32 protein-coding genes are annotated in these 17,803 nt (G+C 45.8%); 2 read left to right on the top strand and 30 right to left on the bottom strand.

From position 1 onward, the window contains the following. Positions 1-34: 34 nt before the first annotated feature. Positions 35-760 carry a c-type cytochrome gene (locus B6A14_RS02305; RefSeq protein WP_087908816.1) on the bottom strand — a complete coding sequence of 242 codons (726 nt, stop codon included), beginning with the start codon at positions 758-760 and terminating at the stop codon, positions 35-37. Positions 761-875: 115 nt separating this feature from the next. Between B6A14_RS02305 and yihA the strand changes: the two genes are divergently transcribed. Together yihA and hemB are read left to right on the top strand one after the other, a co-directional pair. Continuing rightward, entirely contained in the window at positions 876-1,541 is a 666-nt protein-coding gene (gene yihA, locus B6A14_RS02300) for a ribosome biogenesis GTP-binding protein YihA/YsxC (protein WP_087908815.1), read from the top strand. Beyond that, positions 1,519-2,553, top strand: a complete 1,035-nt coding sequence (gene hemB, locus B6A14_RS02295) for a porphobilinogen synthase (RefSeq protein ID WP_087908814.1) — start codon at positions 1,519-1,521, stop codon at positions 2,551-2,553. Before yihA ends, hemB begins: the two co-directional genes overlap by 23 nt. A gap of 17 nt (positions 2,554-2,570) precedes the next feature. On the opposite strand, the gene dsbD is transcribed toward hemB, so the two are convergent. The 29 genes from dsbD to rplD form a co-directional block, all read right to left on the bottom strand. After that, entirely contained in the window at positions 2,571-4,244 is a 1,674-nt protein-coding gene (gene dsbD, locus B6A14_RS02290) for a protein-disulfide reductase DsbD (protein ID WP_236635620.1), read from the bottom strand. Positions 4,245-4,246: 2 nt separating this feature from the next. After that, a complete protein-coding gene (gene cutA / locus B6A14_RS02285) occupies positions 4,247-4,597 on the bottom strand; it encodes a divalent-cation tolerance protein CutA (RefSeq protein ID WP_087908812.1) in 351 nt (116 codons plus the stop codon). A 67-nt stretch (positions 4,598-4,664) separates the two neighbouring features. Beyond that, on the bottom strand, positions 4,665-5,060 hold the full coding sequence (gene rplQ, locus B6A14_RS02280) for a 50S ribosomal protein L17 (RefSeq protein WP_087908811.1): 396 nt from the start codon (positions 5,058-5,060) through the stop codon (positions 4,665-4,667). A gap of 16 nt (positions 5,061-5,076) precedes the next feature. Beyond that, positions 5,077-6,057 carry a DNA-directed RNA polymerase subunit alpha gene (locus B6A14_RS02275; protein ID WP_071464451.1) on the bottom strand — a complete coding sequence of 327 codons (981 nt, stop codon included), beginning with the start codon at positions 6,055-6,057 and terminating at the stop codon, positions 5,077-5,079. Positions 6,058-6,080: 23 nt separating this feature from the next. Further along, complete coding sequence (gene rpsD, locus B6A14_RS02270; RefSeq protein WP_087908810.1) at positions 6,081-6,704, bottom strand: 30S ribosomal protein S4; 624 nt, start codon at positions 6,702-6,704, stop codon at positions 6,081-6,083. A gap of 117 nt (positions 6,705-6,821) precedes the next feature. Next, entirely contained in the window at positions 6,822-7,229 is a 408-nt protein-coding gene (gene rpsK / locus B6A14_RS02265; RefSeq protein ID WP_011901923.1) for a 30S ribosomal protein S11, read from the bottom strand. A gap of 18 nt (positions 7,230-7,247) precedes the next feature. Further along, complete coding sequence (rpsM, locus tag B6A14_RS02260) at positions 7,248-7,613, bottom strand: 30S ribosomal protein S13 (RefSeq protein ID WP_068947707.1); 366 nt, start codon at positions 7,611-7,613, stop codon at positions 7,248-7,250. Between the two features lie 24 nt (positions 7,614-7,637). Beyond that, on the bottom strand, positions 7,638-7,754 hold the full coding sequence (rpmJ, locus tag B6A14_RS02255) for a 50S ribosomal protein L36 (RefSeq protein WP_012357167.1): 117 nt from the start codon (positions 7,752-7,754) through the stop codon (positions 7,638-7,640). A 34-nt stretch (positions 7,755-7,788) separates the two neighbouring features. Beyond that, positions 7,789-8,007: a translation initiation factor IF-1 gene (infA, locus tag B6A14_RS02250; protein WP_068320132.1), complete on the bottom strand. Its 219-nt coding sequence runs from the start codon at positions 8,005-8,007 to the stop codon at positions 7,789-7,791. Positions 8,008-8,011: 4 nt separating this feature from the next. Further along, positions 8,012-9,349, bottom strand: a complete 1,338-nt coding sequence (gene secY / locus B6A14_RS02245; RefSeq protein WP_087908809.1) for a preprotein translocase subunit SecY — start codon at positions 9,347-9,349, stop codon at positions 8,012-8,014. A 17-nt stretch (positions 9,350-9,366) separates the two neighbouring features. Beyond that, positions 9,367-9,807 carry a 50S ribosomal protein L15 gene (rplO, locus tag B6A14_RS02240; protein ID WP_087908808.1) on the bottom strand — a complete coding sequence of 147 codons (441 nt, stop codon included), beginning with the start codon at positions 9,805-9,807 and terminating at the stop codon, positions 9,367-9,369. A gap of 24 nt (positions 9,808-9,831) precedes the next feature. Then, a complete protein-coding gene (gene rpmD, locus B6A14_RS02235) occupies positions 9,832-10,020 on the bottom strand; it encodes a 50S ribosomal protein L30 (RefSeq protein WP_087908807.1) in 189 nt (62 codons plus the stop codon). A gap of 24 nt (positions 10,021-10,044) precedes the next feature. Further along, positions 10,045-10,563: a 30S ribosomal protein S5 gene (rpsE, locus tag B6A14_RS02230; protein WP_068947703.1), complete on the bottom strand. Its 519-nt coding sequence runs from the start codon at positions 10,561-10,563 to the stop codon at positions 10,045-10,047. 18 nt (positions 10,564-10,581) lie between these two features. Then, positions 10,582-10,935, bottom strand: a complete 354-nt coding sequence (rplR, locus tag B6A14_RS02225; protein ID WP_087908806.1) for a 50S ribosomal protein L18 — start codon at positions 10,933-10,935, stop codon at positions 10,582-10,584. Between the two features lie 13 nt (positions 10,936-10,948). Next, positions 10,949-11,482 carry a 50S ribosomal protein L6 gene (gene rplF, locus B6A14_RS02220; RefSeq protein ID WP_087908805.1) on the bottom strand — a complete coding sequence of 178 codons (534 nt, stop codon included), beginning with the start codon at positions 11,480-11,482 and terminating at the stop codon, positions 10,949-10,951. Positions 11,483-11,492: 10 nt separating this feature from the next. Then, positions 11,493-11,888 (bottom strand): 30S ribosomal protein S8, encoded by a 396-nt coding sequence (rpsH, locus tag B6A14_RS02215; RefSeq protein ID WP_068947700.1) that lies wholly within the window; start codon positions 11,886-11,888, stop codon positions 11,493-11,495. Positions 11,889-11,912: 24 nt separating this feature from the next. Beyond that, positions 11,913-12,218, bottom strand: a complete 306-nt coding sequence (rpsN, locus tag B6A14_RS02210; protein WP_071464445.1) for a 30S ribosomal protein S14 — start codon at positions 12,216-12,218, stop codon at positions 11,913-11,915. A 9-nt stretch (positions 12,219-12,227) separates the two neighbouring features. Beyond that, positions 12,228-12,770, bottom strand: coding sequence for a 50S ribosomal protein L5 (gene rplE / locus B6A14_RS02205; RefSeq protein WP_015420243.1), 543 nt, complete (start codon positions 12,768-12,770; stop codon positions 12,228-12,230). 16 nt (positions 12,771-12,786) lie between these two features. Continuing rightward, positions 12,787-13,095 carry a 50S ribosomal protein L24 gene (gene rplX / locus B6A14_RS02200; protein ID WP_068947698.1) on the bottom strand — a complete coding sequence of 103 codons (309 nt, stop codon included), beginning with the start codon at positions 13,093-13,095 and terminating at the stop codon, positions 12,787-12,789. Between the two features lie 9 nt (positions 13,096-13,104). Beyond that, on the bottom strand, positions 13,105-13,473 hold the full coding sequence (rplN, locus tag B6A14_RS02195; RefSeq protein WP_087908804.1) for a 50S ribosomal protein L14: 369 nt from the start codon (positions 13,471-13,473) through the stop codon (positions 13,105-13,107). 184 nt (positions 13,474-13,657) lie between these two features. After that, positions 13,658-13,927, bottom strand: coding sequence for a 30S ribosomal protein S17 (gene rpsQ, locus B6A14_RS02190; RefSeq protein ID WP_011901909.1), 270 nt, complete (start codon positions 13,925-13,927; stop codon positions 13,658-13,660). A gap of 12 nt (positions 13,928-13,939) precedes the next feature. Further along, positions 13,940-14,134 (bottom strand): 50S ribosomal protein L29, encoded by a 195-nt coding sequence (gene rpmC, locus B6A14_RS02185; RefSeq protein ID WP_087908803.1) that lies wholly within the window; start codon positions 14,132-14,134, stop codon positions 13,940-13,942. Positions 14,135-14,148: 14 nt separating this feature from the next. Next, the gene (rplP, locus tag B6A14_RS02180) at positions 14,149-14,562 is read right to left on the bottom strand and encodes a 50S ribosomal protein L16 (RefSeq protein WP_071464443.1); all 414 of its coding nucleotides are present in this window, start codon (positions 14,560-14,562) and stop codon (positions 14,149-14,151) included. Between the two features lie 2 nt (positions 14,563-14,564). Further along, positions 14,565-15,392 carry a 30S ribosomal protein S3 gene (gene rpsC, locus B6A14_RS02175; RefSeq protein WP_087908802.1) on the bottom strand — a complete coding sequence of 276 codons (828 nt, stop codon included), beginning with the start codon at positions 15,390-15,392 and terminating at the stop codon, positions 14,565-14,567. A gap of 8 nt (positions 15,393-15,400) precedes the next feature. After that, a complete protein-coding gene (gene rplV / locus B6A14_RS02170) occupies positions 15,401-15,733 on the bottom strand; it encodes a 50S ribosomal protein L22 (protein ID WP_201721455.1) in 333 nt (110 codons plus the stop codon). A gap of 7 nt (positions 15,734-15,740) precedes the next feature. Beyond that, entirely contained in the window at positions 15,741-16,019 is a 279-nt protein-coding gene (rpsS, locus tag B6A14_RS02165) for a 30S ribosomal protein S19 (protein WP_087908800.1), read from the bottom strand. A gap of 19 nt (positions 16,020-16,038) precedes the next feature. Next, a complete protein-coding gene (gene rplB / locus B6A14_RS02160; RefSeq protein ID WP_087908799.1) occupies positions 16,039-16,869 on the bottom strand; it encodes a 50S ribosomal protein L2 in 831 nt (276 codons plus the stop codon). A 2-nt stretch (positions 16,870-16,871) separates the two neighbouring features. Next, positions 16,872-17,186 carry a 50S ribosomal protein L23 gene (gene rplW, locus B6A14_RS02155; RefSeq protein ID WP_068947693.1) on the bottom strand — a complete coding sequence of 105 codons (315 nt, stop codon included), beginning with the start codon at positions 17,184-17,186 and terminating at the stop codon, positions 16,872-16,874. Next, complete coding sequence (gene rplD / locus B6A14_RS02150; protein ID WP_087908798.1) at positions 17,183-17,803, bottom strand: 50S ribosomal protein L4; 621 nt, start codon at positions 17,801-17,803, stop codon at positions 17,183-17,185. The genes rplW and rplD overlap by 4 nt, the downstream gene beginning before the upstream one ends.

Here is a 17,803-nt window from a genome sequence, read left to right as displayed (position 1 = left end):
ATAAGCGGGGTTTTTATTTAAAGCTGAGTATTTTTTAATGCAGGCCAGCCATGTAATCAGCAACCGCTTTCATTTCTTGATCAGAAAGTTTGGCAGCAATCGCAGTCATTTGGCTGCTATTTTTACGAACACCTTCACGGAACGCAAGTAATTGAGCATTTGTATAGTCAGCCCATTGGCCGCCTAAGAGCGGGTATTGCGCAGGGATGCCAGCGCCTGTAGGGCTATGGCATGCAGCACAAGCTGGAACACCTTTAGCGGCAATACCACCGCGGTATATGCTTTGACCCAAGGCAATTGTTTCTTTGTTTTGTGCAACGCCTTGTGAAATTGGTTGCTTAGATAAATAGGCAGAAATGTTTTGCATGTCTTGTTCGGTCAATGCTGCAGACATACCCATCATGATTGGATTAGCACGAGCGCCTTCTTTAAAGTTTTTCAATTGCTTAGCTGTATAGGCTGCATGTTGTGCAGATAGCTTAGGCCATGAACTAACCGCGCTCTGCCCTTTAGGGCCATGACAAGTAATACAAGCGGTTACGCCACGGCTTGCATCTCCATTGGAGTAAAGAGCCTCACCAACAGCAAGATCAATCTTTGGCTTAGCTGGCGCAGCAGCCTTAGCTTCGGCTGCTGGGGCCATTGGAGCAGTATCGGCAGCAATAGCAGCCCCAGAAATACCGATCAGGGCGAAAATAGAGAAAAGCGCAAAACCAGCACGTAGGCCAGTTAATTTGGAGATTTTGGAGCTTTGACGCATTATGTTTACCTTGGCAAAAATTCCTAAAAGTGTTTGGGCCCTGCATTTACAACCTTTTTACCCAACACCGTGAGATATTTCATGATTTGGCGTGATTTTACAATAGCTTCAGGACATGTCTAAACTCTTTCAAGCCCGCTTCGCCACCACAGTCAATGATACCCATTGCCTACCTGCCACCCCACTGCGTGAGGTGGCCTTTGCAGGTCGCTCAAACGCCGGCAAATCCAGTGCCATTAACGTTCTATGCAATCAAAAAAGACTCGCTTTTGCCAGTAAAACGCCCGGACGTACCCAACATATCAACTATTTCGGGCTTTTCGCCAAGGATGAGCTTTTAGCCTATTTAGTGGACTTACCGGGCTACGGCTACGCGGCAGTAAACCATGAGACCAAATACCACTGGAATAGCCTGCTCAGTGACTATCTGCAGGAGCGTGAGCAATTGGTAGGCATGATCCTGATTGTGGATGCCAGACGCGGCATTACCGACCTAGACGAACAGATGATTCAATGGTTTGTGCCGACCGGCAAACCAATCCACATTTTGCTGAGCAAATGCGACAAACTGAATAAAAGTGAGTGCAAGCATGTCCTTGAGGCTGTCAGAAAGCAATTACAACAATACGACCTTGCACTACCTGATGGGGCTGGTGAGTCCGAGCAACTTACGGCACAATTATTTTCAAGTACAAAACGCATTGGCCTTGAAGAAGCAGATAATTTAATTATTAAATGGTTATTTGAAGCAGACACTCATGAACAAGAAATCACAAGCTAACTCTTTGCTCCATTTTCCATGGCACCGTCCTCGCCGCATGCGTCGCGATGACTGGTCGCGTCGCCTCATGCAAGAAAACACTGTTTCGGCAAGTGATCTCATTTATCCAGTGTTTCTCCTTGAGGGCCAAGGCAAATCAGAATCCGTTGCCTCTATGCCTGGCGTTAATCGTATTTCTTTAGATTTACTGTTTCCAGTTGCACAAGAATGTGTTGATTTAGGTATTCCTGTACTTGCTTTATTTCCCGTGATTGACTCGGCATTAAAAACACCAGATGGTAGAGAAGCCTTTAATCCAAAGGGTTTGGTTCCCAATGCAGTTTGTGAGCTCAAAAAACGCTTCCCTAATTTAGGCATCATGACTGATGTCGCACTTGATCCATACACAAGTCATGGCCAGGATGGTGTGCTCGATGATCAGGGTCGCATTCTCAATGATGAAACTACTGCGATCTTGGTTCAGCAAGCGATTGCTCAAGCAGAGGCAGGTGTCGATATCGTTGCACCATCAGACATGATGGATGGCCGCATCGGAAAAATTCGGGAAGCGCTCGAACAAAAGAAATTAATTCACACACGCATCATGGCGTATTCAGCTAAATATGCCTCTGCGTTTTATGGCCCCTTTAGAGATGCAGTAGGCTCAGCAAAGAACCTAGGTAAGGCAGACAAAAAAACTTATCAAATGGATTGTGCCAATGGCGACGAGGCTTTGCGGGAGGTTGCACTCGATATTAGCGAGGGTGCTGATATGGTGATGGTCAAACCTGGCATGCCTTATTTAGATATCGTGCGCCGGGTTAGAGAAGAGTTTGATTACCCCACTTACGCCTATCAAGTCAGCGGTGAATATGCCATGCTTAAAGCTGCCGCACAAAATGGTTGGCTTGATCATGATGCGGTGATGATGGAATCTTTGCTCGCATTTAAACGTGCTGGTGCAGATGGCATCCTCACTTACTTTTCACTTGAGGCGGCCCGCTTACTGAAAGCTAGTGCAATGGGAAAATAAGCTCAAGAAGTTACTGGTTACTTCTGATTGATTGCCTGCTTTAAACGCTCAACAAAACGCTGCGGCGGCATATAGCCAATCACTCGCTGAGCCTTGAGCTCTTCCGAATTTTGATTAAAAATCAAAATACCTGGCGGCCCAAATAAGCCAAAGCGCTTCAATAGCGCTTGATTATCCGAACTGTTCGAAGTTACATCCGCTTGGAGCAAAACAAATTGTTTTAATTCTTTACTGACTTCTGCATTAGCAAAAGTATTCAATTCCATCTCTTTGCAACTGATGCACCAATCAGCATAGAAATCAAGCATGACTAATTTTTGCTCTTGCTTTGCTTTGATCAACTGTGCATCTAATTCCGCTGGCGACTGAATCACCAAGAAAGATAGGTCGCCAACCTGATGTACTTTTTGCCCATTGATTGTTTTTTCACTGCCGCTAACTTGATCCGTTTTTTGAATTAAAGGAGATGCAATCCAGGCTGCAGTCGCCACTAGCAAAACACCTAAAGTCCGTTGAAGCCAGATCATCCAGATTCCAGTGGAAGGAATCAGAATCCGCGCCTCAACCGCAATAAAGAGGAGTGGCAGACCCATTCCTAAGGCCATCACGAACAGCAAGCCTGCGCCTAGACTCATGGAGCCTGTTTGTGCAATAAAGGCTAAAACTCCCGCTAGCGGGGCAGTAATGCAGGGGCTTGCTACCAAAGTAGAGATGCCCCCCAAAGCAAAGGCACCAAAGACGCTACCGCCCTTCTGGCGGCCTGCGAGCTTATCGACGTGTTGGTGCCAGGAATGAGGCAAACGAAGCTCATAGAGGCCAAATAAGCTGCCTGACAGGGCTAATAGCAGAAAGGCAAAGGCAACCAATGCAACCGGGCTTTGCAGGACTCTTTGAACGCTTCCGCCTAGGGCTGCCATCAAGGTTCCAGCTAATGCATAGATCAAGGCCATACCCAAAACATAAGAGAGGGCTAAAAGGCTCGCGCGCCCTTTAGAAATTGTTTTACCGCCTTGGGAGCCAAAGATGATGCTCGACAAAATTGGCAGCATTGGCAACACGCAAGGCGTGAATGCTAAAGCAAGGCCCAAAACAAAGAAGGCCATGAATAAATAAGCAGTAGAAGTGTTCGCTAAAAAGCGACCGATAGCATTGACGTCGTCTCGCTCACGCCATAAATCCCCTAGACTAAAGTCGCCTTGAGGCGGGCTTTGGGTTTTTTGTCCATCCAAAACTTCTGGCATCGGCGCAGCCTTCACACCGGGTCCAGCAAGTAAAAACTTCAGCGTCATGGGCGGGTAGCAAATACCAGCCTCAGCGCAACCTTGTAGAGTTACCTCTGCATGAATTGGCTTTCCGGTAACCGGTTTGATAGTCAATAAAACCATGAATGACTGCTTATAAACCTGCAGTTTTTTCTGAAAAGTTTCATCAAACTTTTCGATGCCCAATGGCAGTACAGGGCTTATTTTATATAGCTTAGAAGCCTCTATGCCGACATCAAATTTAAGTGATTCTTGATAGATGTAATAGCCCTTAGCAGGAGTAAATTCAACCTCAATCTGATTAGAATTGTCTAACCAAGTCGCCTCCACCCGAAATGCTTTTTCTGGCGGCAAGAAGTCTTGCGCAGCAAAAACTTGTGTAGATAACAGTACAAGTAATGCGATAAGCATTTTCAGAAAGGATGGCATTCTCATGGCTTTGAATTTACCTCAGCTTGCACCCACTCACCATATTGCTGCTCATATTCTTTTGGTGAAAAAGCCAAAATTTCTGGAAGATCATAAGGGTGGCTTTCTTTAATGAATGTACAAATCTCGTCCCATCGAAGTGCGATAGTTTTGGCAGATAGGAGCACCTCTTGCTCTTCGCAAACTTTTCCCTCCCAGCGATAGACTGAATACAGTCCTTCGCTCATCTGGACACAAGCCGCAAGATTGGTCTCTACCAAGGCTCTAGCCAAGGCTGTAGCAGCCTCCAGATTTGGGAGGCTAGTCACGACCACCAAGAGGTCATTGGCATTTTCAGTAGAGTTATGAGGCATGCTGTATTTATAACCCGTAAATGAAAAAAGCCAGACCGAAGCCTGGCTTTTTAAATAGCTAGGAAGCTTAAGCCTCTTCAGCTACAACTGCTGTTTCTTCAACTTCTGGGCGATCAACCAACTCTACCAACGCCATAGGTGCATTGTCGCCATGACGGAAGCCAAACTTCAAAATACGAAGGTAGCCACCTGGACGTGTTGCGTAACGTGGACCGAGCTCTGTGAAGAGTTTAGCCACGATATCACGATCACGAGTGCGATTGAATGCCAAGCGACGGTTTGCTAAGTTGTCTTTTTTACCCAAGGTAATCAAAGGCTCAACAACCATGCGCAATTCTTTTGCTTTTGGCAAAGTCGTTTTAATGACTTCGTGCTCCAAAAGAGAATTGGACATATTGCGCAGCATCGCCAAGCGATGTGAAGATGTTCTATTGAGTTTGCGTAAGCCGTTTCCGTGACGCATGATGCTTCCTTTCTAATTATTTCTCGAGGTTAGCTGGAGGCCAGCTTTCGAGTTTCATGCCAAGACTTAAGCCACGAGCAGCCAATACGTCTTTAATTTCATTCAAAGACTTACGACCCAAATTAGGCGTCTTCAACAATTCATTCTCTGTACGTTGAATCAAGTCACCGATGTAGTAAATGTTCTCAGCCTTCAAGCAGTTTGCAGAGCGCACTGTGAGTTCGAGATCATCTACTGGACGCATCAACATTGGATCAACCATTGAAGAGCGACTTGGTGCGAGATCACCAGAAACTTCACTGCTCTCAAGAGCTGCGAATACAACTAACTGATCAACCAAGATGCTAGCTGCCTGACGAATTGCTTCCTCAGGAGACAACACACCGTTTGTTTCGATAGTCATTACGAGACGATCGAGATCGGTACGTTGCTCAACACGAGCAGACTCAACTGCATAGCTAACACGGCTTACTGGACTAAATGAAGCGTCCAATACGATGCGGCCAATGATCTTGGTTGTTTCGTCGTTGTATTGACGTACGTTACCTGGAACATAGCCACGGCCTTTTTCAACCTTGATCTGCATATCTAACTTGCCACCAGCAGACAAATGAGCGATCACGTGATCAGGATTAATGATTTCTACATCGTGTGGTAAGTCGATATCTTTTGCAGTAACAACGCCTGGGCCTTCTTTACGCAAATTGATAGTGACTTCGTCACGGGACTGCAATTTAAATACGATACCTTTGAGGTTCAACAAGAGGTTTACTACGTCCTCTTGAACACCATCTAAAGTGGAATATTCATGAACTACACCTGCAATAGCTACTTCAGTTGGTGCATAACCAACCATCGAGGACAAGAGTACGCGACGTAATGCATTTCCGAGTGTGTGGCCATAGCCACGCTCGAACGGCTCCATAACAACCTTAGCTTGGTTGGCGGTAAGCGCTTCAACAGAAATAATTTTTGGCTTGAGCAAATTTGTTTGCATATTTTTTCCTTGAGAGTGCCTAATTAGCGTGAATACAATTCGACGATCAAACTTTCATTAATTTCACCGCTAATTTCTTCACGGTCAGGCACTTGCTTGAATGTTCCTTCCAGCTTAGCTGCGTCAACTGAAACCCAGCTGATAGCAGTCATTTGCTGAACCAAATTGAGTGATTCTGTAATACGCGCTTGCTTCTTCGCTTTTTCACGAATCGCAACTACATCACCAGGCTTAACCTGAATAGACGGGATGTTCACTGCGCTACCATTTAATGTGATGGCGCCGTGAGAAACCAGCTGACGTGCTTCTGCGCGTGTGGAACCAAAGCCCATGCGATAAACCACGTTGTCGAGACGTGACTCAAGCAACTGGAGCAATGTTTCACCAGTATTGCCCTTACGACGCTCAGCTTCTGCGAAGTAACGACGGAATTGACGCTCTAATACGCCATAGATACGTTTAACCTTTTGCTTTTCACGCAATTGATTACCGTAATCAGATGTTCTTGAGCCAGATGTACGACCATGTTGACCAGGCTTAGTATCTAACTTGCACTTGTCTGACAGGGCGCGACGTGCGCTCTTTAAAAATAAGTCGGTACCTTCCCGACGTGCTAATTTGGCCTTAGGCCCTAAGTAACGTGCCACGATGCTTTCCTTTCTTTGCCGCAGTCTTGCGACCGGCGGTGAGTTCACCCTTTAATTCAGATGAACAGTGGGCTTTTAATAAAAAACTACTAAAACTTGTACTGCCAACTTCCCAGCTTAGATACGACGACGCTTAGGAGGACGGCAACCATTGTGTGGAACTGGAGTAACGTCTTGAATCTCAGTGATCTTGATGCCCAGTGAGTTCAATGCACGAACTGCTGATTCACGACCTGGGCCTGGACCCTTGATCTGAACTTCCAAGTTCTTGATACCGCATTCAACGGCTGCTTTACCAGCAACTTCTGCAGCTACCTGAGCAGCAAAAGGTGTTGATTTACGTGAGCCCTTGAAGCCCTGGCCGCCAGAAGTTGCCCATGAAAGCGCATTTCCTTGACGATCAGTGATCGTAATAATGGTGTTGTTAAAAGAAGCATGAACGTGTGCGATGCCGTCAGCAACGTTCTTTTTAACCTTCTTACGAGCGCGCTGTGAAGCGGCGGAAGCGGATTGTTGTTTTGCCATGTCAATAAACTTTCTTGATTATTTCTTCAGTGCGATGCCGGACTTACGTGGGCCCTTACGGGTACGCGCATTTGTCTTGGTACGCTGTCCACGTACAGGCAAGCCCTTACGATGACGTACGCCTCGATAGCAACCTAAGTCCATCAAACGTTTGATGCTCATAGTTACTTCACGACGAAGGTCACCTTCGGTGATGAACTTACCTACTTCATCACGTAACTTTTCCAAGTCAGCGTCAGTAAGATCTTTCACTTTTTTGTCGATTGCAACACCTGTGGTCTGGCAAATTTTGCGTGCACGAGTTGTGCCAATGCCAAAAATTGCTGTTAAACCGATAACAGTATGTTGATGATTTGGGATGTTTACCCCAGCGATACGTGCCATGAGATTTCCTCTTAATTAACCAGATCAGCCTTGACGCTGCTTATGACGTGCGTCTGAAGAACAGATCACGCGCACAACACGTTTGCGCTTAATGATCTTGCAATTTCTGCAAATACACTTAACGGATGCTAAAACTTTCATAACTCACCTCTTAAAAATAGGTACTACTTAATCTTTACTTCGCTCGGAATATGATTCTGGCGCGCGTCAGGTCGTAAGGAGTCATCTCCACCGTCACCTTATCTCCCGGCAAAATACGGATGTAATGCATCCGCATCTTTCCGGAAATGTGCCCTAGAACCACATGTCCGTTTTCAAGCTTCACGCGAAACATCGCGTTAGGCAAATTCTCTACAACCTCACCCGCCATCTGAATTACATCGTCTTTAGACATTCAGTTAGGCGCCCATCTTAAAGTTGGCTTTTTTCATCAAAGAGCCGTACTGCTGCTGCATCACGAATGACTGAACTTGAGCCATGAAATCCATTGCAACAACAACAATAATCAACAATGAAGTACCGCCGAAATAGAACGGCACGTTGTACTTCAAGACTAAAAATTCTGGCAACAAGCAAACCAAAACCATATAAATCGCACCAGCCAATGTCAAACGTACCAAGATCTTGTCGATATAACGAGCTGTTTGATCGCCTGGACGAATGCCTGGAATAAATGCACCGCTCTTCTTTAAATTCTCAGCAGTATCGCGGCTGTTAAACACCAAAGCGGTATAGAAGAAGCAGAAGAAAATAATCGCTGCTGCGTACAAAATGGTGTACACAGGCTGACCTGGGGCTAAAGTCGCAGCCAAGTCCTTAATAATTCTGCTGAACATATTGGTCGGCTCGCCTGAAGTAAACCAGCCAGCAATCGTTGCAGGGAACAAAATAATAGAAGAAGCAAAAATTGGAGGAATAACGCCTGCCATATTTAACTTCAATGGAAAGTAAGAAGACTGCCCACCATAAATCTTATTACCAACTTGGCGCTTAGCGTAGTTCACTAAGATACGGCGCTGACCACGCTCTACAAACACCACAAAATAAGTCACTGCAACGCAAATCACAACGATCAACAGTGCAGAAATAATATTCATTGAACCAGTGCGCACTAACTCAAGCAAGCTTCCGATTGCAGAAGGAAGTCCGGATACGATGCCGCCGAAAATAATGATGGAAATACCATTGCCTAAACCACGCTCAGTGATTTGCTCACCAAGCCACATCAAGAACATCGTGCCAGTAACTAAAGTAACTACAGTGTTCAATTCAAACATCAAACCTGGGTTAATTACTAAACCTGGTTGAGCTTGCAAGGCAACAGAAATTCCCAATGCTTGGAAAGTAGCCAAGAGAACAGTTCCGTAGCGGGTGTACTGAGTAATCTTGCGTTGGCCTGCTTGGCCTTCTTTTTTCAAAGCCTCTAAAGAGGGCACAACAATGGTCATTAACTGCATGATGATCGATGCAGAAATATAAGGCATGATTCCCAAAGCAAATACAGTAAAGCGGGATAAAGCGCCGCCTGAGAATAAGTTAAACATTCCCAAAATACCGTCTTTTTGACCTGCAAATAACTGCGCCAATTGGTCTGGATCAATGCCAGGAACTGGAATGTGGGCACCCAAACGGAACACGAGCAAAGCCAACACCAAGAAGATCAAGCGCTGACGTAATTCGCCAAACTTGCCTCCTGCTGTTGCAGTACCTGCGTTAGTGGTAGGTGCTAATGCCATATTTACTAAACGATCTATTAAGCTGCTTCAAGCAATTTGCCGCCAGCCGCTTCAATAGCTGCTTTAGCACCGGCAGTGGCTGTAATGCCCTTGAGGGTTACAGCAATCTTGAGTTCACCTGTTTTAACAACCTTAACCGCATTGATTTGCTCACCTGCAAAGCCGTGGGCTTTCAATACCAATAGGTCTACTTCTGGCAAGTTGATTTTTGCTAAGTCGTTCAAAGTAATTTGGCCAACGTGACGACGTGTCAAAGATACGAAACCGCGTTTTGGTAGACGACGGTACATAGGCATCTGACCACCTTCGAATCCAACCTTGTGGAAACCGCCGGAACGAGATTTTTGACCTTTGTGACCACGGCCAGCAGTTTTACCAAGACCAGAACCAATGCCGCGACCTACGCGACGACGGTTTTTCTTGGAGCCCTCTGCGGGCTTGAGTGTATTGAGTTGCATATTCTTCGCCTATTTACTTGCTAGTTAGCTAACAACTTTAACTAGATAAGAAACTTTATTAATCATGCCGCGAACAGCTGGAGTGTCTTCCAACTCAGAAACTGAATTGATACGACCAAGGCCTAAGCCACGTACAGTTGCACGATGGCTTTCGCGTGTGCCGATCAAGCTGCGTACTAATTGCAGCTTGACTTTAGTGTTAGATGTTGTCATTTATAGATTCCTAATCTTTTGGTCTTAGCCGAGAATCTCTTCAACTGACTTACCGCGTTTAGCAGCAATCTCAGCAGGTGTACTCATCTTGCTCAAACCATCAATCGTTGCACGAACCAAGTTGTATGGGTTTGTAGAACCAAGTGACTTAGCAACAACGTTAGTTACACCCATTACGTCGAAAATCGCGCGCATTGGGCCGCCAGCAATAATTCCGGTACCGTCTTTAGCTGGAGAGATCAAAACGCGTGATGCGCCATGCTGACCAGTAACAGTGTGCTGCAAAGTACCTTTACGTAAGGAAACCTTGATCATCTTGCGACGAGCCTCATCCATTGCTTTTTGAACAGCAACTGGAACTTCTTTTGATTTGCCTTTACCCATGCCGATGCGGCCATCACCATCGCCAACTACAGTGAGTGCAGCGAAGCCGAGAATACGACCACCCTTAACTACTTTAGTTACACGATTAACAGCGATCATCTTCTCGCGAAGACCATCATCACGCTCTTCGTTTTGCATCTTAGTTTGCATTTTTGCCATGTTTTTTCCTAAACCCTATTAGAACTTCAGGCCGGCTTCACGCGCAGCTTCAGCTAAGGCCTTAATACGGCCGTGGTAACGATGACCGGAACGATCAAAAGCAACATCAACAATGCCTGCCTTAACAGCACGCTCAGCAACTAACTTGCCGATTTGTTTTGCAGCTTCAGCGTTGCCGCCGTTTTTGATCGCCTGGCGCAAATCTTTTTCCATTGTTGAAGCGGCTGCTACAACCTTGGTTCCGCATGGGCTATAAACCTGAGCAGAAATATGTGAATTGCTACGGATAACTGTTAAGCGATTTGCCAATGCTTCGGCAATGCGAATACGAGTCTGCCGAGCACGTCTTTGTCTGGATTCGTCTTTATTCATTTTCTAATCTCGCTTACTTCTTCTTAGTTTCTTTCAGATGCACAACCTCATCCACGTAGCGAACACCCTTGCCTTTGTATGGCTCTGGTGAACGGTATGCGCGAACTTCAGCTGCGACCTGGCCAACTTGCTGCTTGTTGGAACCTTTAATAATGATTTCGGTTTGAGATGGGGTCTCAGCTTTTACGCCCTTTGGCAGGTTGTAAATAATGTCGTGTGAGAAACCCAACTGCAATTTCAGTGTTTCGCCTTGGGCTTGAGCACGATAACCAACGCCTACCAAGCTGAGCTTCCGCTCAAACCCAGAAGTAACGCCAACAACCATGTTATTTACCAAAGCACGGGCTGTACCTGACTGAGCACCAGCTTCTGGTGTGTCGTTATTTAAAACTACTGTCAATACGCCGTCTGCTTGTTTCAAACCAACAGAAGGATGCAAATTATGTGTCAAAGTACCCAATGGGCCTTTAACAGTAATGTTTGCACCGTTGATGCTGATTTCAGCGCCTTTAGGAACTGTAATGGGTGATTTACCTACGCGGGACATATTTCGCTCCTTAAGCTACGTAGCAAATAACTTCGCCGCCCACGCCTGTTGCACGTGCTTTACGGTCTGTCATTACGCCTTGAGGGGTTGAAATAATTGCTATGCCCAAGCCATTCATTACTTCTGGAATGTCATGACGGCCTTTATAGATACGCAGACTTGGTGTGGATACACGGTCGATACGCTCGATAACAGGACGGCCTGCATAGTATTTGAGATCAATGTGGAGCACTGGCTTAGCTGCTTCACCTTTGATTTCAAAACTTTCGATATAGCCTTCATCTTGCAAAACTTTTGCAATAGCTACTTTAACTTTTGACGACGGCATTGTGACTAGTGGTTTCTGCACTGCTTGCGCATTGCGGATCCGGGTCAACATGTCGGCGATTGGATCGCTGATACTCATGAGTTCTCCTAATTCTTTCGCCGCTTACCAGCTGGCCTTGGTTAAACCGGGGATTTCGCCACGGAAGGCGATTTCACGAATCTTGCTACGAGCCAAACCGAACTTACGGAATGTGCCGCGTGGGCGACCGGTTAATGAACAACGATTTCTTTGACGAATCGGGCTTGCGTTACGTGGAAGTGCCTGTAGCTTCAAGCGAGCTTCATAGCGCTCTTCATCGCTGCGGGATTGATCAGCGATGATCGCTTTGAGTTCAGCACGCTTGGCAGCGTACTTCTCTACAGTTTTTGCGCGCTTATTCTCGCGCTCAATCAGGGATAGTTTTGCCACGTTAGCCTCTTAATTGCGGAAAGGGAATTTGAATGCTGCCAACAAAGCTTTTGCTTCTTCGTCGGTTTTAGCAGTCGTCGTAATACTGATATTGAGACCACGGAGGGCATCAATCTTGTCGTATTCAATTTCAGGGAAAATGATCTGTTCTTTAACGCCGATGTTGTAGTTACCACGGCCGTCAAATGCTTTACCGGAGATTCCACGGAAGTCACGAACGCGTGGCAATGCAACAGTAACGAAACGATCCAAGAATTCGTACATGCGCTGACCGCGCAATGTCACCATAGCGCCGATTGGGTAGCCTTGACGAATTTTGAAACCAGCAATCGCTTTTTTAGCCTTAGTTACAACTGGCTTTTGGCCTGCAACTTTAGTTAAATCACCAACTGCATTTTCGATAATTTTCTTGTCGTTCACTGCATCACCCAAGCCCATGTTCAGGGTTACTTTGGTAATACGTGGAACTTCCATTACTGACTTGTAACCAAACTTGGCGATCAAATCAGCAACAACTTTAGCTTGATAGTGCTCTTGAAAACGTGTGCTCATAATTTCTCCGTGCCCCTTATGCGCTTAATGTTGCGCCAGTGGTTTTGAGGAAACGCTGTTTTTTACCGTCAACGAGTTTGATACCAACACGTGATGGTTTGCCGTTACCGTCAACCAAAGCCACATTAGAAATGTGAACAGGCATCGTCTTGTCAATCATGCCGCCGGTTACACCAGCAGCTGGGTTTGGCTTAACGCTCTTTTTATAAATATTCACGCCTTCGATGACTAACTTCTCATCGAGAACGGCTGTAACAGTTCCTTGCTTGCCCTTATCGCGACCAGTCAAGAGAACTACGGAATCACCTTTACGAATCTTTTTCATATCAGCCTCTTAAATAACTTCGGGGGCGAGAGAAACGATCTTCATGAACTTCTCAGTACGCAATTCGCGTGTAACTGGTCCGAAGATACGTGTGCCAATTGGCTCTAACTTAGCGTTGAGCAATACCGCAGCGTTTGCATCGAACTTAATCAATGAACCATCTGGACGGCGAACACCCTTAGCTGTTCTAACAACAACAGCGTTATAAATATCACCTTTTTTTACACGGCCACGTGGAGCAGCGGACTTTACAGTCACTTTGATGACATCACCGATACTGGCGTAACGACGCTTAGAGCCGCCCAATACCTTGATGCACAAAACTTCACTGGCGCCTGTGTTATCGGCGACCTGCAATCTACTTTCGGTTTGTATCATTTCTAATCCCCAACTTATTGGCCAAAGGCAAACAGTCTTGGTTCCGTCTATGGGCTTTAACGAGAGCTAAAACCCGGAATTAATGAAAAACACTGCTTCTCCAATAAAACCAGAGAAGCCTTCTATTCTACTACGTAAAACAGGGATTTGGGAAGAATCTTCGCCAAAATCCCTTAAAAATACCTTAAATACCCTTTGAAGCCTCTACCAAACGGGTCACAACCCAAGATTTAGTACGTGAAATTGGCTTAGATTCAGCAATTTCAACGGTATCACCCATCTTGTATGTGCCAGCTTCGTCATGAGCGTGGTACTTTTTGGATTGGCCAACGTACTTACCAATCACCGGATGCTTCACTTGACGCTCAACCAACACCGTCACAGTTTTTTGCATTTTGTCGCTAACAACGCGGCCCACAAGGGTGCGGCGCAAGGGTTTAGATAATTCTGTCATATCCCTTTTTCCTTATTTCTGTGCAGTCTTTTGGGAAATAAAAGTCTTCACACGAGCGATGTCGCGCTTAGTTTTACCCAATTGGCTGGTATTAGTGAGTTGCTGAGTGCCTTTTTGCATACGGAGCTTAAAGTTAGTCTTTAAGAGCTCTGTCAATTCTGCATTCAAGCCAGTCAGATCTTTAGCTGCTAATTCTTTATTTTTCATAATCTCTATCCCGATCAACCTAAGTGGCGAATCACGAATGTGGTCTGCAAAGGCAACTTAGCGGCAGCAAGCTTGAAAGCTTCGCGCGCCAAAGTCTCATCCACACCATCCATCTCGTAAAGCACTTTGCCTGGTTGAATTTCAGCTACGTAGTACTCTGGGTTACCTTTACCGTTACCCATACGTACTTCAGCAGGTTTTTGTGAAATTGGCTTATCTGGGAAAATACGAATCCAGATACGACCACCACGTTTAATGTGACGGGTCATTGCGCGACGTGCTGACTCGATTTGACGAGCAGTCAGACGGCCACGGCCAACGGCCTTCAATCCAAAGTCACCAAAGGCTACAGAACTACCGCGTGTTGCCACGCCAGTGTTACGGCCTTTTTGTTCCTTACGATACTTACGACGCTTTGGTTGTAGCATGCTTACTCTCCTGACTTCTGCGTATCTGCGGCAGGTGCTTCAACCTTACGCACACGCTTTACTGCTGGTTTAGCAGCAACTAATGGCTTGTCAGTGCCAGCAGCTGGTTTACGAGCAGCTGTTTTACTTGGAGCACGACGAGTTTTCTTTTCTTCGGCAGCTGGTTCAGCAGATGGAGCGGCTACTTGAGCTTCTGCACCACGACCCAATGTGTCGCCTTTGTATACCCAAACTTTTACACCGATGATGCCGTATGTTGTTTCAGCTTCTGATGTTGCGTAATCAATATCAGCCTTCAATGTATGAAGTGGAACACGACCTTCGCGATACCATTCGCGACGAGCAATTTCTGCACCATTCAAACGACCAGAAGACATGATCTTGATACCTTGTGCGCCAAGACGCATTGCGCTTTGCATTGCACGCTTCATTGCTCGACGGAACATGATACGTTTTTCAAGCTGCTGAGTAATAGAGTCAGCAATCAATTGCGCGTCAACTTCTGGCTTGCGAATTTCTTCAATGTTCACGTGAACTGGAACACCCATACGCTTTTGTAATTCGCGACGGAGAACTTCAATATCTTCGCCTTTTTTACCGATGACAACGCCTGGACGTGAGCTATAGATAGTGATGCGTGCGTTCTTAGCGGGACGCTCGATCACAACTTTGCTAACAGATGCATTCTTCAACTTCTTCTTCAAATAGCTGCGGACATCTACGTCCTCTTTCAGCATCTTTGCGAAGTCAGTATTGTTTGCATACCAACGTGATGTCCAATTCTTCGTTACCGCGAGTCGGAATCCGGTGGGGTTTATCTTTTGGCCCATATCTTTCCTTAGTTACTCAAGGTCACGCTAATGTGACAAGTTTGTTTTTCGATTTGATTGCCACGACCCTTAGCGCGTGCAGTGAAGCGCTTCAAGGATGTTGCTTTATCAACGATTACCGCTGATACCTTGAGCTCATCAATGTCGGCACCTTTATTGTGTTCAGCATTTGCAATCGCTGATTCAACTACTTTTTTCACAATGAAGGCAGCTTTCTTGGGGCTGAAATTCAAAATGTTTAATGCGCGAGCAATCGGCAAACCACGAATTTGGTCAGCGACCAAACGTGTCTTTTGCGCTGAAATGCGGGCGCTGCGGTGAATAGCTTTAACTTCCATCATCATCCCCTTACTTCTTCACAACTTTCTTGTCAGCAGCGTGACCTTTGAAAGTACGGGTCAAGGCAAATTCGCCTAACTTATGACCCACCATGTTTTCTGATACATAAACCGGAACGTGTTGACGACCGTTGTGTACAGCAATTGTCAGACCAATAAAGTCTGGAAGAATTGTTGAACGGCGTGACCAAGTTTTGATCGGCTTTTTGTCTTTGTTGGCTTGTGCAACTTCAACTTTTTTTACTAAGCTGGCGTCGCAGAATGGGCCTTTTTTAGCTGAACGTGTCATATCTATTTATCCTTATCGCTTAACGTTTTTGACGACGTTGAACGATCATCGAAGTTGTGCGCTTATTGCGACGTGTGCGATAACCTTTGGTTGGAGTGCCCCATGGAGATACAGGTACACGGCCTTCACCAGTTCTACCTTCACCACCACCGTGTGGGTGATCTACTGGATTCATTGCCACACCGCGAACGGTTGGGCGAATACCACGCCAGCGATTTGCACCTGCTTTACCAATTTGACGCAAGCTGTGCTCTTCATTACCAACTTCACCAATAGTGGCGCGGCACTCAATCAGAACACGGCGAACTTCACCAGAGCGCAAACGCACTTGAGCGTATACGCCTTCACGAGCTAGCAATACTGCTGAACCACCAGCAGAGCGCGCTACTTGAGCGCCTTTACCTGGGAGGATTTCAACACAGTGAATAGTGCTACCAACTGGAATATTGCGAATCGGCAAATTATTACCAGATTTGATTGGCGCTTCTGAACCATTCATGATTGCTTGGCCAACAGTCATGCCTTTAGCAGCAGGAATGTAGCGACGCTCACCATCAGCAAACACGATCAATGCAATATTTGCACTGCGGTTTGGATCGTATTCCAAGCGTTCAACTTTTGCTGGAATGCCATCTTTGTCATTGCGTTTGAAATCAACAACACGATAGTGATGCTTATGACCACCACCTTTATGACGGGTAGTGATGTGACCATTATTGTTACGACCCGCTTTTTGGAATTGTGGCTCTACCAACGCTGCAAAAGGCTTACCTTTATGCAGGTCAGGATTTACCACCTTGACCATTGAGCGACGACCTGGTGAGGTCGGTTTTGTCTTCATCAAAGGCATGATTAATTCGCCTCCGCTTCAAAGTTAATTTCTTGGCCTGGCTTCAAATTCACATAGGCCTTCTTAGTGTGGTCACGACGACCTTCAAAACGGCCATAGCGCTTAGGCTTACCCTTTTGATTCACGATTTGAACTGAGTCAACTTGCACTTTGAAGAGCAATTCAACTGCTTGTTTTACATCGCTCTTGTTTGCATCGCGAGCAACTTGGAAAACTACTTGTTCGTTTTTCTCTGCAACCATAGTGGCTTTTTCAGAGATAACAGGACCAAGCAGAACCTTCATTAGGTTGTGATCGTTTTTACGGACTTGGCTCATTTCAGCAACTCCTCAATTTTTGCGATCGCTGCTTTGCTTACCAATACCTTTTTGTATTGAACCAAAGCTAATGGATCAGCGTGCTGTGGCTCAACCACGGCAACTTTATGTAAGTTACGTGATGCCAAGTACAAATTCTCGCTAACCTGATCAACGATGATCAAGACTGAATCCAAGCCCATTGCTTTAACTTTGTCAGCTAAAACTTTGGTCTTTGGAGCATCAAGATTAAATTGATCAACTACATTCAAACGACCTTCGCGAGCTAATTGAGACAAAATTGATCTCATACCAGCGCGGTACATTTTCTTGTTTACTTTTTGGCTGAAATTCTCTTCAGGAGAATTTGGGAATATACGACCGCCTCCACGCCACAGCGGGGAAGAGCTCATACCAGCACGTGCACGACCAGTACCTTTTTGACGCCAAGGTTTTTTGGTTGTGTGCTTAACTTGCTCACGGTCTTTTTGTGCACGGTTACCGCTACGTGCATTTGCTTGGTAAGCCACTACAACTTGGTGTACCAATGCTTCGTTATATTCGCGTTCGAATACTTCTGGTGAGGCTTGTACGCCTGCACCTAAAGTACCGTTGTCTTGGAGAAGCTTAAGTTCCAT

The organism is Polynucleobacter hirudinilacicola (assembly GCF_002192535.1).
Taxonomy (GTDB): domain Bacteria; phylum Pseudomonadota; class Gammaproteobacteria; order Burkholderiales; family Burkholderiaceae; genus Polynucleobacter; species Polynucleobacter hirudinilacicola.
The sequence above is the reverse complement of the archived record's forward strand: the minus strand, read 5'-3'. Positions and strand labels throughout refer to the sequence as shown.